Origin of the sequence: Streptomyces sp. WAC 04229 (assembly GCF_003947455.1) — a bacterium.
Classification (GTDB): domain Bacteria; phylum Actinomycetota; class Actinomycetes; order Streptomycetales; family Streptomycetaceae; genus Streptomyces.
In genome coordinates this window covers 23,689-36,362 of sequence record NZ_QHJH01000037.1, presented here as the reverse complement: position 1 = coordinate 36,362, position 12,674 = coordinate 23,689, and the positions used below count along the sequence as shown (strand labels likewise).

Sequence of the window (12,674 nt, the reverse complement as noted above, 5' to 3'; positions counted from 1 at the left end):
CGGGACGAAGTAGTCTTGAGCCCATGCCTGAAAGCCGTACCGTCGCACTCGTCACCCTTGGCTGCGCCCGTAACGAGGTGGACTCGGAGGAGCTCGCAGGCCGTCTGGAGGCGGACGGCTGGAAGCTCGTCGAGGACGCCGGGGAAGCGGACGTCGCCGTCGTGAACACCTGCGGCTTCGTCGAGGCCGCCAAGAAGGACTCCGTGGACGCCCTCCTGGAGGCCAACGACCTCAAGGGGCACGGAAGAACGCAGGCCGTCGTGGCGGTGGGCTGCATGGCCGAGCGGTACGGCAAGGACCTCGCCGAAGCCCTCCCCGAGGCCGACGGCGTGCTCGGCTTCGACGACTACGCCGACATCTCCGACCGGCTCCAGACCATCCTGGGCGGCGGCATCCACGCCGCGCACACCCCCCGCGACCGGCGCAAGCTGCTCCCGATCAGCCCCGCCGAGCGCCAGGAGGCCGGTGCCGCCGTCGCCCTGCCGGGGCACGGTCCGACCGATCTCCCCGAGGGCGTCGCCCCCGCCTCCGGACCGCGCGCACCCCTGCGCCGGCGTCTGGACGGCTCCCCGGTCGCCTCGGTGAAGCTCGCCTCCGGCTGCGACCGGCGCTGCTCCTTCTGCGCCATCCCGTCCTTCCGCGGCTCCTTCATCTCCCGCCGCCCGAGCGACGTGCTGAACGAGACGCGGTGGCTGGCCGAGCAGGGCGTCAAGGAGATCATGCTGGTCTCCGAGAACAACACCTCCTACGGCAAGGACCTCGGCGACATCCGCCTGCTGGAGTCCCTGCTGCCCAACCTCGCCGACGTCGACGGCATCGAGCGCGTGCGCGTCAGCTACCTCCAGCCGGCCGAGATGCGCCCCGGCCTCATCGACGTACTGACCTCCACCCCGAAGGTCGTGCCCTACTTCGACCTCTCCTTCCAGCACTCCGCGCCGAACGTGCTGCGCGCGATGCGCCGCTTCGGCGACACCGACCGCTTCCTGGAACTGCTGGACACCATCCGGAGCAAGGCCCCCGAGGCGGGCGTGCGCTCCAACTTCATCGTGGGCTTCCCCGGCGAGTCCGCCTCCGACCTCGCCGAGCTGGAGCGCTTCCTGAACCACGCGCGGCTCGACGCCATCGGCGTCTTCGGCTACTCCGACGAGGAGGGCACCGAGGCGGCCACCTACGAGCACAAGCTGGACGAGGACGTCGTCGCGGAGCGGCTGGCGCGTGTATCCCGCCTGGCCGAGGAACTCGTCTCGCAGCGGGCCGAGGAGCGCGTCGGTGCGACGGTGCGGGTACTCGTCGAGTCCGTGGAGTCCGCCGACGACGGAGACGGCGTCCGTGGCCGCGCGGAGCACCAGGCGCCCGAGACGGACGGCCAGGTGCTCCTCACGAGCGGCGAAGGCCTGAGTGTCGGTCGTATGGTCGACGCGAAGGTGGTCGGTACGGAGGGTGTCGACCTGGTGGCCGAACCGCTGCCGGGCTCGTCCGAATGTAGCGAGGAGGCCGGCAGATGACCGGAGTCCCGGCGTCCGCGGCGGGTGGCCCCTCCGGCGCGCGCAGGACCGGCCCGCGCGCCCCTTCCGGAGCCACGCAGGAGCCGGCCGGGCGGACGACCCCGGGAGCCACCCCGGAGCGGGGAGCGACCGACGGGAGTGCCGCGCTGCGGGGCGGCAAGGTCGTGGCGGCGGCCGTCAACCAGGCGAGCGTCTGGAACGTCGCCAACCTCCTGACGATGCTCCGGCTGCTGCTGGTCCCGGCCTTCGTCGCCCTGATGCTCGGCAACGGCGGGTACGACCCGGCCTGGCGCTCCTTCGCCTGGGCCGCCTTCGCCGTCGCCATGATCACCGACCTCTTCGACGGCCATCTGGCACGGGCCTACAACCTCGTCACCGACTTCGGGAAGATCGCCGACCCCATCGCCGACAAGGCGATCATGGGAGCGGCGCTCATCTGCCTGTCCGCGCTCGGCGATCTGCCGTGGTGGGTCACGGCCGTGATCCTCGGCCGGGAACTCGGGATCACCGTGCTGCGTTTCGTGGTCATCCGGTACGGCGTCATCCCGGCCAGCCGCGGCGGCAAGCTCAAGACGCTCACCCAGGGCATCGCCGTGGGGATGTACGTCCTGGCACTGACGGGGCCCTTGGCCACCCTGAGGTTCTGGGTGATGGCCGCGGCGGTCGTTCTGACCGTCGTGACCGGGTTGGACTATGTGAAGCAGGCCATTGTGCTGCGCCGCCGGGGAATCGCCGAGCGCCGGGCGGCGTTGAAGGGGACGGAAGCTTGAGTTCCACTGCCGCCGACGTGGTGCGACTACTCACCGTGAGGGGAGAGACCCTCGCGGTCGCCGAGTCCCTGACCGGCGGAATGGTGGCGTCCGAGCTTACGTCGGTGCCCGGGGCGTCCAAGGCCTTCCGGGGATCCGTCACCGCCTACGCGACGGAGCTGAAGCGGGAGATCCTCCGCGTCGACGCCTCACTGCTCGCGTCCCGCGGGGCAGTGGACGCGCAGGTCGCGGCCCAGATGGCGGCGGGAGCCCGGAAAGTTCTCGGCGCCGACTGGGGCATCGCCACGACCGGCGTAGCCGGCCCGGACGCGCAGGACGGGCAGCCCGTGGGGACGGTCTTCGTGGCCGTCGACGGGCCTTCGGGAGCCGCTGACGGTTCCGCCAGTGGCGGAAAAGTGGAGGCGCTGCGGTTGAACGGCGGCCGTGCGGAAATTCGTATGGAGAGTGTACGGAGCGTACTCGCACTCCTTCTGAGGGAGCTTGCGGGCGAACAGACTGGGAATGAGCGGGCACAGGATACGGAACGGAACGGGGGGTTTTGATGTTTGCAGCCCTGAGTGAACACGACATCGCTCCCCGCACGGCCGCGGCGCGAGGCGGTACGGTGGGGCGTGAAGGATGCGGTTACACGGTCCGAGGAGGGAGCCACCGATGATTCTGCTCCGTCGCCTGCTGGGTGACGTGCTGCGTCGGCAGCGCCAACGCCAGGGCCGTACTCTGCGCGAAGTCTCCTCGTCCGCCCGAGTCTCACTCGGCTATCTCTCCGAGGTGGAGCGGGGGCAGAAGGAGGCTTCTTCCGAGCTGCTCTCCGCCATCTGCGACGCGCTGGACGTACGGATGTCCGAGCTCATGCGGGAAGTGAGTGACGAACTCGCCCTCGCCGAGCTGGCCCAGTCCGCTGCGGCGACGCCCAGCGAGACCGTGCCGGCACCGGTGCGCCCGATGCTGGGTTCCGTCTCGGTGACCGGCGTGCCACCGGAACGGGTGACCATCAAGGCACCCGCCGAGGCAGTGGACGTCGTCGCCGCCTGAGCACCCGCGGAACATGTGCGTGTGAGACCCCGGCCGGGGCCTCTCCGGGAGACCGGAGGGGTGCGGCCGGGGTTTTTCGCGTTGCCGGGGCAGGTGGCCGCCGGTTGCCGGTCCGTGGCGGTGCGGTCATCGTGGAGGGAGATGGCCGGGGGGCGAACCGCCGGAGGTGTGGATGTACGTCGTGAAGAGTCCGTTGTCCGACGCGGACCTGAAGACCGTCTCCGAGGCGCTGCAGGGCGCCCTCGTCGATCTCGTGGACCTGGGCCTGGTGGCGAAGCAGATCCACTGGAACGTGGTCGGCCCCCGGTTCCGCTCCGTACATCTCCAGCTCGACGAGCTCGTCGGCACCGCCCGCACCCATTCGGACACCGTGGCCGAGCGCGCCTCCGCGCTGGGTGTGTCCCCGGACGGGCGGGCCGCGACGGTGGCCGTCGGCAGCGGCATCGACGTGACCCCTGAGGGCTGGGTCGACGACACCACCGCCGTGCAGACCATGGTGGACGCCCTCGGCGCGGTGATCGGGCGGATGCGCGAGCGGATCACGGCGACCGGCGACCCGGATCCCGTGAGCCAGGACATCTTCATCCAGATCACGGCCGATCTCGAGAAACAGCACTGGATGTTCCAGGCCGAAAACGGCTGACGCGCGATGGCGCCGGCGCGTGCTGCTCGTCGGGCGGCCGCGCTGGGCCTCGGCGGGCTGTGGTGGTGGGCCGTGCTGCGGCTGGCGCTGGAGCCGGGTGCGGGAGTGCTCGAGGGGGCGGTCGCGGTCGGCGGCTGGGGGCTGAGCGTTCTGCCGGTGCACTGCGCGCCGCGACGCCGGGCCGCGGGTGCGCTGGAGGCGGGGCGGTGGCGGCGGGCGCTGCGTGCCACGGTGCGTGGTCCCGGGGCGTCCGGGCCGGGCGAGGGGTCCGGGTCGGGCGGGGCGTTCGGGCCGGACGAGGGCGTGCGCGGGCCATGAGCGGGTCACCCCGAACCGACGGAAGGACACAGAGCCGATGAGTGTCACCAGCCTGGACAAGGATCTCGACAACCTGACCCTCACCCTGATCGCCGACTTCGCCGCCCCCGCGGCGCGGGTGTGGGAGCTGTGGGCCGACCCCCGGCTACTGGAGCGCTGGTGGGGCCCGCCGACGTACCCGGCGACGGTCGAGGAGCACGACCTGACCCCGGGCGGGGACGTCACGTACTTCATGACCGGCCCGGAGGGCGACAAGTACCGCGGCTGGTGGCGGGTGGCCACGGTCGACGCGCCGGCCTCGCTGGAGTTCACCGACGGGTTCGCCGACGCGGACGGGGTTCCGAACGCCGCGATGCCGACGACCACGAACCGGGTCACGCTCACCGAGCGCGACGGCGGCACCCGCATGGAGATGCGTGCGGTCTTCGACACCCGGGAGCAGATGGACCAGCTCATGACCATGGGGATGGAGGAGGGGCTGCGGGAGGCGGTCGGCCAGATGGACGGCCTCCTCGCCGGCTGAGCGGCCGGGGCGCGGGCCCGCTCTGGCAGGCCGGACACCAGTACGTGGGGCGTTCGCTCGAGCCGTCGCCCTGGTCGGCCACCCGGACCGGCGTGCCGCAGCGCAGGCAGGGGCGTGACGCGCGGCCGTACACGAAGAGGTCGTGGCCGCGCAGACCCGTCGTGCGGCGGACCGGGCGGTCGCGATTGGCCTCCAGGAGCTTCTGCGCCAGCGCGGGCAGGTACCCGGCGCGGTCGGGGGGCAGATCGCCGACCGGGAGCCAGGGCGTGACGCCCAGCAGGAAGCAGATCTCGCTCTTGAAGACATTGCCCACGCCCGCGAGATTGCGCTGGTCGAGGAGGGCCTCGCCGAGGGGGCGGCCACGGTCCGCGCTCAGGTTGGCCATCGCCTGATCGGGGTCCCAGTCGGGGCCCAGCAGGTCCGGGCCGAGATGGCCGACCGCGCGCTGGTCGTCGGCGGTGCGCAGGATGTCCAGCACCGGCAGGCGGTAGCCGACGGCCGTGCGGTCGCTGGTGCCGAGGATGACGCGGATCTGGTGCGCCGGGCCGCCGCTCCAGCGCTGACCGGGCGCGAAGATCTTCCAGGCACCGTCCATCCGCAGGTGCGAATGGATCGTCAGGCCGCCCTCTACGTGAGTGAGCAGGTGCTTGCCGCGCGGGGTGACGTCGAGGACCGCACGGCCGGTGAGGTCGACCAGCGCGTACCGGGGCACGCGGAAGTCGCTGCGGGTCAGCACCTTGCCCGCGAGGGCGTCGTGCAGCCGTCGCGCCGCCTGCCAGACCGTGTCACCTTCGGGCATGGGACAAGGGTGGCAGGCTCACGCTCTGATCCGCAGACCGCGCGGGGTGGCGATGAACCCCGCCTCCTCCAGGAGCGGGCCGAAGGGCGATGTCAGGGCAGCCTCCCCGTTGACCCGCTCCACCGTGACCGTGCCCAGGGAACCGGCACGGGCGGCGCCGGCCAGCGCCGCCGCGGCCGCGTGCAGACGCGCGTCGTCGGCGGGCGGGGCGTCCGGCTCGGAGGGCCAGAGCAGGAGCGTCTTGCCGCCGCGCTCCATGTACAGCGCCGGTTCGCCCTCGACGAGCACCACCAGGGAGCCCGCCTTGCGGCCGGGCTTGTGCGTGGCGCCGACCGGTGGCTCGGGCCAGGTGAGGGCGGCGCCGTACGCGTTCGCCGGATCGGCGGCTGCCAGGACGACGGCCCGCGGTCCGGGGGCGGGGCGGTCGCGACGGCCGGGGAAGGCGGTGTCGTACGAGGCGTTGTCGTACGGGCCTGTTCCGTACGGGACGGTGCCGCTCGGGCCGGCGCCGTACGGGCCGCGCGGGCCGCCGGAGCCGCCCTGTGCGCCGCCCCCGCGCGGGCCGCCGGCGCCCGGCTCGGCGTAGTCGCGGGGCGAGATGTAGTCGCCCCGGGAGGGTGAGCGGCCCAGCCGGTCGGGGTCCGCGAAGACGTCGTCGTCGGGGCTGAGGGCGCCGGGCTCGCCCCGACCGTCGGAGGCGCGGTCGCCGGAGGGGGCGAAGTCGGGGAAGTCGGCGAAGGGCGGGACGTCGGCCGGAGCGGGCGCCGTCGGCCCGGGTGAGCCGTCGCCGCGCTCGCGGGCGTTCGCCACCGCGCGCAGCCGGTCCACGGCGCCCTCCATGGCGAACTGCGCCGCGCCGAGGCCCTCCACGACGTAGCCGCGCCGGGCCTGGCCGCTCTCCTCGAAGGCGGCCAGAATCCGGTACACCGCCGAGAAGCCGCCTTCGACGCCCTCCGCCGCGACGGCGCCGCGGGTCACCACGCCGTGCCGGTCCAGGAGCGTGCGGGCCAGGGAGTGGGCACGCACGGTGCCGTCCGCCTCGCGGGCCGGCAGCAGGGACCAGCGGCCCGCGACGGTCGGCGGACCGGTGCGGGAGGCCGGGCGGGCGGTGGCGGTCAGCGAGCCGTACCGGCCCCGGAGCACCGCTCGCTTGGCGCGGTGGGCGGTGGAGCCCGCGGTGCGACCGGAGCCGAGCAGCGAGCGCAGGGGTGCGAGGGTGTCGTTCGTCAGCCGTCCGGACCACGCCAGGTCCCACAGGGCGTCGGCGAGCTGCGGATCGGTGACGTCCGGATGGGTGGTCGCGCGGACCTGGTCGCCGATCTGGCGGAAGAACAGGCCGTACCCGCCCGACAGGGCGGTCAGCACGGACTCGTGCAGGGCTGTCGTCTCCAGCGGATGCGCAGGCGGCAGCAGCAGTGGCGCGGCGTCCGCGAGGTACAGCGAGACCCAGCCGTCCTTGCCGGGGAGCGAACCGGCGCCGGCCCACACCACCTCACCGGCGGCCGTCAGCTCGTCCAGCATCGCGGGGGTGTAGTTCGCCACGCGGGAGGGCAGGACCAGCTTCTCCAGGGCGGACGCGGGCACGGAGGCGCCCTGCAGCTGCTCGACCGCGCGCACCAGGCCGTCGATGCCGCGCAGCGCGTGCCCCTTGCCGATGTGCTGCCACTGGGGGAGGAACTGTCCGAGCGCGGCCGGCGGCACCGGCTCCAGCTCGTGCCGGAGCGCGGCCAGGGAACGGCGGCGCAGCCTGCGCAGCACGGTCGCGTCGCACCACTCCTGGCCGATGCCGGCCGGATGGAACTCGCCCTGCACGACCCGGCCCGCCCCGGCGAGCCGCTGCAGCGCGCCCTCGGTGACCGCCACGCCCAGTCCGAAGCGGGCCGCCGCGGTGACCGACGTGAAGGGGCCGTGGGTACGCGCGTGCCGCGCGAGGAGGTCGCCCAGGGGGTCCTTGACCGGCTCGGTGAAGGCCTCGGGCACCCCGACGGGCAGCGCCGTGCCCAGCGCGTCGCGCAGCCGGCCCGCGTCCTCGATCGCCGCCCAGTGGTCTGCGCCCGCGATCCGCACGCTGATCGCGCGACGGGCCCCGGCCAGCTCCGGCGCCCAGTGCGGCTCGGCGCCCCGCTCGGCCAGCTCGGCGTCGGTGAGCGGCCCCAGCAGCCGTAGCAGGTCCGCGACGCCCTCCGCGTCCTTGACGCGCCGGTCCTCGGTGAGCCACTGCAGCTCCCGCTCCAGCTCGGTGAGCACCTCCGCGTCGAGCAGCTCCCGCAGCTCCGCCTGGCCGAGCAGCTCCGCCAGCAGCCGCGAGTCCAGCGAGAGCGCCGCGGCCCGGCGCTCGGCGAGCGGTGAGTCGCCCTCGTACAGGAACTGGGCGACGTAGCCGAAGAGCAGGGACCGGGCGAAGGGGGACGCCTCCGGGGTGGTGACCTCGACCAGGCGCACCTTGCGGGCCTCCAGGTCGCCCATCAGCTCGACCAGTCCGGGTACGTCGAAGACGTCCTGGAGGCACTCGCGGACCGCTTCCAGGACGATCGGGAACGAGCCGTACTCGCTCGCCACCTCCAGCAATTGGGCGGCGCGCTGGCGCTGCTGCCACAGCGGGGTCCGCCTGCCGGGGCTGCGGCGCGGCAGCAGCAGCGCGCGGGCGGCGCACTCGCGGAAGCGGGAGGCGAACAGCGCCGAGCCGCCCACCTGGTCCGTGACGACCCGGTCCACCTCGCCCCTGTCGAAGACGACGTCGGCCGCGCCCACGGGCGCCTGCTCCGCGTCGTACTCCAGGCCCGGCTTCGAAGGCTCCTGGTCGAGGAGGTCCAGGCTCATCAGGTCGGCGTCCGGCAGGCGCAGGACGATGCCGTCGTCGGCGTGCATCACCTGGGCGTCCATGCCGTACCGCTCGGTCAGGCGGGCACCGAGGGCGAGGGCCCAGGGGGCGTGCACCTGGGCGCCGAAGGGGGAGTGCACCACGACGCGCCAGTCGCCCAGCTCGTCGCGGAAACGCTCCACGACGATGGTGCGGTCGTCCGGGACGTGACCGCAGGCCTCGCGCTGTTCGTCGAGGTAGGCGAGGACGTTGTCCGCGGCCCAGGCGTCCAGGCCGGCGGTGACCAGGCGCAGCCGCGCGTCCTCCTTGGAGAGGGAGCCGACCTCGCGCAGGAAGGCGCCCAGCGCGCGTCCCAGCTCCAGCGGGCGTCCCAGCTGGTCGCCCTTCCAGAACGGCAGCCGGCCCGGGACGCCCGGGGCGGGCGAGACCAGGACCCGGTCGCGTGTGATGTCCTCGATCCGCCAGGAACTGGTGCCGAGCGTGAAGACGTCGCCCACGCGGGACTCGTAGACCATCTCCTCGTCCAGCTCGCCGACCCGGCCGCCGCCCTTCTTGGGGTCGGCGCCCGCCAGGAAGACCCCGAAGAGCCCCCGGTCGGGGATCGTGCCCCCGGACGTGACGGCGAGGCGCTGCGCGCCCGGGCGGCCGGTGACCGTGCCGGCGACCCGGTCCCACACCACGCGCGGGCGCAGCTCGGCGAAGGCGTCGGAGGGATAGCGGCCCGCGAGCATGTCCAGGACGGCGGTGAAGGCCGACTCCGGGAGCGAGGCGAACGGGGCGGCGCGGCGGACGGTGGTGAGGAGGTCGTCGACCTGCCAGGTGTCGAGCGCGGTCATCGCCACGAGCTGCTGGGCGAGGACGTCCAGCGGGTTGGCCGGAATCCTGAGGGCCTCGATCTCGCCGCTGCGCATCCGCTCGGTCACCACGGCCGACTGCACGAGGTCGCCGCGGTACTTGGGGAAGACCACGCCGGTGGAGACCGCGCCGACCTGGTGTCCCGCGCGGCCGACGCGCTGGAGTCCGGAGGCGACGGAGGGCGGCGACTCGACCTGGACGACGAGGTCGACCGCGCCCATGTCGATGCCCAGCTCCAGACTGGAGGTGGCCACCACGGCGGGCAGCCGGCCGGCTTTGAGGTCCTCCTCGACGAGTGCGCGCTGCTCCTTGGAGACCGAGCCGTGGTGCGCGCGGGCGATGACGGCCGGGGCGCCCTGGGCGGCTCCCGAGCCGCCCATCAGGTCGGCGGGGGAGTGGTGCTCGTCAAGGGGCTCGCCGGTCGCGCGCTCGTACGCGATCTCGTTGAGCCTGTTGCACAGGCGCTCGGCGAGGCGCCGGGAGTTCGCGAAGACGATCGTGGAGCGGTGCGACTGGACCAGGTCGGTGATCCGCTCCTCCACGTGCGGCCAGATCGACGGCCGCTCGGCGCCCTCGTCCTTGTCGGCGGCCGGGGAGCCGCCCAGCTCGCCCAGGTCCTCGACCGGGACGACGACGGAGAGGTCGAACTCCTTGCCCGAGTCCGGCTGGACGATCTCCACCCGGCCGCGCGGGGCGAGGAACCGGGCGACCTCGTCCACGGGGCGGACCGTCGCCGACAGACCGATGCGGCGGGCCGGTTTCGGGAGCAGCTCGTCCAGCCGCTCCAGGGTGAGCGCCAGATGCGCGCCGCGCTTGGTCCCCGCGACCGCGTGCACCTCGTCCAGGATCACCGTCTCGATGCCGGTCAGCGCCTCGCGCGTGGCCGACGTCAGCATCAGGAACAGGGACTCCGGGGTGGTGATCAGGATGTCCGGCGGCCGGGTGGACAGGGCGCGGCGCTCTGCGGCCGGGGTGTCGCCCGAGCGGATGCCGACCCTGATCTCGGGCTCGGGCAGGCCGAGGCGGACGGACTCCTGGCGGATGCCGGTCAGCGGACTGCGGAGATTGCGCTCGACGTCGACGGCCAGCGCCTTGAGCGGGGAGACGTACAGGACGCGGCAGCGTTTCCTGGGGTCGGCGGGCGGGGGCGTCGAGGCGAGCTGGTCCAGGGCGGCGAGGAACGCGGCCAGCGTCTTGCCGGAGCCGGTGGGGGCGACCACCAGGACGTCCGAGCCCGCGGAGATCGCCTGCCACGCTCCCGCCTGTGCGGCGGTGGGCGCGGAGAAGGCACCCGTGAACCAACCGCGGGTCGCGGGGGAGAAGCCGTCCAGGGCTCGGTGCGCGGAGCTGACCATGGATCCATCGTGCACCCCGCCACTGACAATCGGCCCGAGCCGGGCGGACGGCCGGGTGGCGGGGCAGGCGCGGGGCCGCCGGCGGAGGCCGCGGCCCGGTGACGGAGAATGGGGGCATGGCGGGAAAGGGCGAGCGGGCACGGCACTGGCAGTACGCGGAGCTCCCCGACGTCGACCTGCTGCGGGCCCAGTACATACGGAAGACCTTCGTACGCCACACGCACGAGCACTTCGTCATCGCGGCCATAGCCGACGGTGTGGAGGTCTTCCACCACGGCGGAGGCGACCAGTACGCCGGGGCGGGCTCTCTGGCCCTGGTCAACCCGGACACCCCGCACACGGGACGGGCCGGGGTGCCGGAGGGGTGGCGCTACGGCGCGGTCTACCCGGCGCCGGAGCTGGTGGCCGGGATCGCGGCGGAGACGACGACGCTGCGCGGGACGCCCGGTTTCGTCCGGCCGGTCCTCGACGACCCGTACGCCGTCGAGCTGGTGCACCGCGTGCTGCGGGCCGCCGACGAGGGGAACGCGCTCGCCGCCGACACCCTGCTCAGGGTGGCCGTGACGCGATTGCTGCGGCTGAACGGCGGGCCGCTGCCCCGCCGGGAGGTGCCGACGGCCGGGGGCGGGGTCGCGGCACGCGCGCGTGCCGTGCTGGAGGAGCGGATGGCCGAACCGCCGAGCCTGGAGCGGCTGGCCGGGGAGCTCGGCACCAGCCCGTTCGCACTGCTGCGGGCCTTCCGGGACGCCTATGGCATGCCGCCCCACACCTGGCTGACGGACGCCCGGGTGCGCCGCGCGCGGCGGCTGCTCGACACCGGGACGTCACCGGCCGAGGCAGCCGTCGCCGTGGGGTTCACCGACCAGCCGCACCTGAACCGGCACTTCGCGCGGATCGTGGGCGTGCCGCCCGGCGCCTACCAGCGGGAGCGCAAGAACGTACAAGACGCGCGGCGCCGCCTGCTCCTACCGTCCGAGGCGTGACAGAACAGACAGCCCTTCCCGAGACCGGAGCCGTCGAGGGCAAGCCCGACGCCGCCGTCGTACGGGACGCCCTCGGAGTCGGCGTCGCCGTCGGACTGTCCGGGTTCGCCTTCGGGGTGACCTCGGCCGGCAGCGGACTGACCCTCGCCCAGACCTGCGCGCTCAGCCTTCTCGTGTTCACCGGAGCGTCCCAGTTCGCGCTCGTCGGGGCGCTCGCGGCCGGCGGCAACCCGCTCACCGCGGCGGCGGGTGCCTTCTTCCTGGGCGTGCGCAACGCCTTCTACGGGCTGCGCCTCTCCCAGTTGCTGGCCCTCCCGCGCGCGGTGCGGCCGTTCGCGGCGCAATGGGTCATCGACGAGACGACCGCCGTGGCCCTGGCCCAGCCCACGCGGCGCGGCGTACGGATCGGGTTCACCGTCACCGGACTCACCCTCTACCTGCTGTGGAACGTCACCACACTGCTCGGCGCGCTGGGCGCGGAGGCCATCGGGGACACCGCCGCCTGGGGGCTCGACGCGGCCGGACCCGCGGTCTTCCTGGCGTTGCTCGCGCCGATGCTGAAGAGCACCACCGAGCGAACCGTCGCGGGCCTGGCCGTACTCCTGGGCCTCGGCCTGCTGCCGGTGCTGCCGGCCGGTGTGCCCGTCCTGGTGGCCGCGCTGGCGGCGCCGCTCGTCCTGTGGGCGCGCGGACGCCGCGCGGGAGAAGCCGTCGAGAACCGTGACGACCGCGAGGCGTCCGCGGGGGAGGGAGAGCGGTGAGCGTCTGGATCGCGATCATCGGGACCGCGGTGGGCTGCTACGTCGTCAAGCTCGCCGGACTGCTCGTGCCCGCCGGAGCCCTGGAGCGGCCGCTGGTCCGCAGACTCGCCGCCCTGCTGCCCGTCGCCCTCCTCGCGGCGCTCACCGCCCAGCAGACCTTCGCCGACGGCCAGACGCTCGTCCTGGACGCACGGGCCGCGGGAGTCGCCGCGGCCGCCGTGGCACTGGTGCTGCGTGCGCCGTTCCTCCTCGTGGTCGCGGCCGCCGTGGTGGTCACCGCGGGCGTACGGGCCCTGGGCGGCTGACCGG

Annotated in this window: 12 protein-coding genes; 10 read left to right on the top strand and 2 right to left on the bottom strand. The window is 73.8% G+C overall.

Annotation, left to right across the window (positions count from 1 at the left end):
- Positions 1 to 23: 23 nt before the first annotated feature.
- The 7 genes from rimO to DMH12_RS13545 all read left to right on the top strand — a co-directional run bounded on the left by rimO (position 24) and on the right by DMH12_RS13545 (position 4,791).
- Positions 24 to 1,505, top strand: coding sequence for a 30S ribosomal protein S12 methylthiotransferase RimO (gene rimO / locus DMH12_RS13575; RefSeq protein WP_125491825.1), 1,482 nt, complete (start codon positions 24 to 26; stop codon positions 1,503 to 1,505).
- Positions 1,502 to 2,275 (top strand): CDP-diacylglycerol--glycerol-3-phosphate 3-phosphatidyltransferase, encoded by a 774-nt coding sequence (pgsA, locus tag DMH12_RS13570; protein WP_125491824.1) that lies wholly within the window; start codon positions 1,502 to 1,504, stop codon positions 2,273 to 2,275. The genes rimO and pgsA overlap by 4 nt, the downstream gene beginning before the upstream one ends.
- Complete coding sequence (locus DMH12_RS13565) at positions 2,272 to 2,817, top strand: CinA family protein (protein ID WP_125491823.1); 546 nt, start codon at positions 2,272 to 2,274, stop codon at positions 2,815 to 2,817. The genes pgsA and DMH12_RS13565 overlap by 4 nt, the downstream gene beginning before the upstream one ends.
- A gap of 109 nt (positions 2,818 to 2,926) precedes the next feature.
- Positions 2,927 to 3,307 (top strand): helix-turn-helix domain-containing protein, encoded by a 381-nt coding sequence (locus DMH12_RS13560; RefSeq protein WP_007387871.1) that lies wholly within the window; start codon positions 2,927 to 2,929, stop codon positions 3,305 to 3,307.
- Between the two features lie 172 nt (positions 3,308 to 3,479).
- On the top strand, positions 3,480 to 3,950 hold the full coding sequence (locus tag DMH12_RS13555) for a Dps family protein (RefSeq protein ID WP_125491822.1): 471 nt from the start codon (positions 3,480 to 3,482) through the stop codon (positions 3,948 to 3,950).
- 6 nt (positions 3,951 to 3,956) lie between these two features.
- The gene (locus DMH12_RS13550; RefSeq protein WP_260474207.1) at positions 3,957 to 4,268 is read left to right on the top strand and encodes a hypothetical protein; all 312 of its coding nucleotides are present in this window, start codon (positions 3,957 to 3,959) and stop codon (positions 4,266 to 4,268) included.
- Between the two features lie 37 nt (positions 4,269 to 4,305).
- Positions 4,306 to 4,791, top strand: a complete 486-nt coding sequence (locus tag DMH12_RS13545; protein ID WP_125491821.1) for an SRPBCC domain-containing protein — start codon at positions 4,306 to 4,308, stop codon at positions 4,789 to 4,791.
- Here the strand turns inward: DMH12_RS13545 and DMH12_RS13540 are convergent.
- Both DMH12_RS13540 and DMH12_RS13535 read right to left on the bottom strand, forming a co-directional pair.
- Complete coding sequence (locus tag DMH12_RS13540; RefSeq protein WP_125491820.1) at positions 4,721 to 5,590, bottom strand: Fpg/Nei family DNA glycosylase; 870 nt, start codon at positions 5,588 to 5,590, stop codon at positions 4,721 to 4,723. The two genes, DMH12_RS13545 and DMH12_RS13540, sit on opposite strands and share 71 nt — an antisense overlap.
- A gap of 18 nt (positions 5,591 to 5,608) precedes the next feature.
- On the bottom strand, positions 5,609 to 10,621 hold the full coding sequence (locus DMH12_RS13535) for an ATP-dependent helicase (protein ID WP_125491819.1): 5,013 nt from the start codon (positions 10,619 to 10,621) through the stop codon (positions 5,609 to 5,611).
- 116 nt (positions 10,622 to 10,737) lie between these two features.
- Here DMH12_RS13535 and DMH12_RS13530 point away from each other — a divergent pair, with 116 nt between their 5' ends.
- The 3 genes from DMH12_RS13530 to DMH12_RS13520 are packed head-to-tail and all read left to right on the top strand — an operon-like array spanning position 10,738 to position 12,670.
- Positions 10,738 to 11,604: an AraC family transcriptional regulator gene (locus DMH12_RS13530; RefSeq protein ID WP_125491818.1), complete on the top strand. Its 867-nt coding sequence runs from the start codon at positions 10,738 to 10,740 to the stop codon at positions 11,602 to 11,604.
- A complete protein-coding gene (locus tag DMH12_RS13525; RefSeq protein WP_125491817.1) occupies positions 11,601 to 12,365 on the top strand; it encodes an AzlC family ABC transporter permease in 765 nt (254 codons plus the stop codon). Before DMH12_RS13530 ends, DMH12_RS13525 begins: the two co-directional genes overlap by 4 nt.
- Positions 12,362 to 12,670 (top strand): AzlD domain-containing protein, encoded by a 309-nt coding sequence (locus DMH12_RS13520; protein ID WP_125491816.1) that lies wholly within the window; start codon positions 12,362 to 12,364, stop codon positions 12,668 to 12,670. Before DMH12_RS13525 ends, DMH12_RS13520 begins: the two co-directional genes overlap by 4 nt.
- Positions 12,671 to 12,674: the final 4 nt, after the last annotated feature.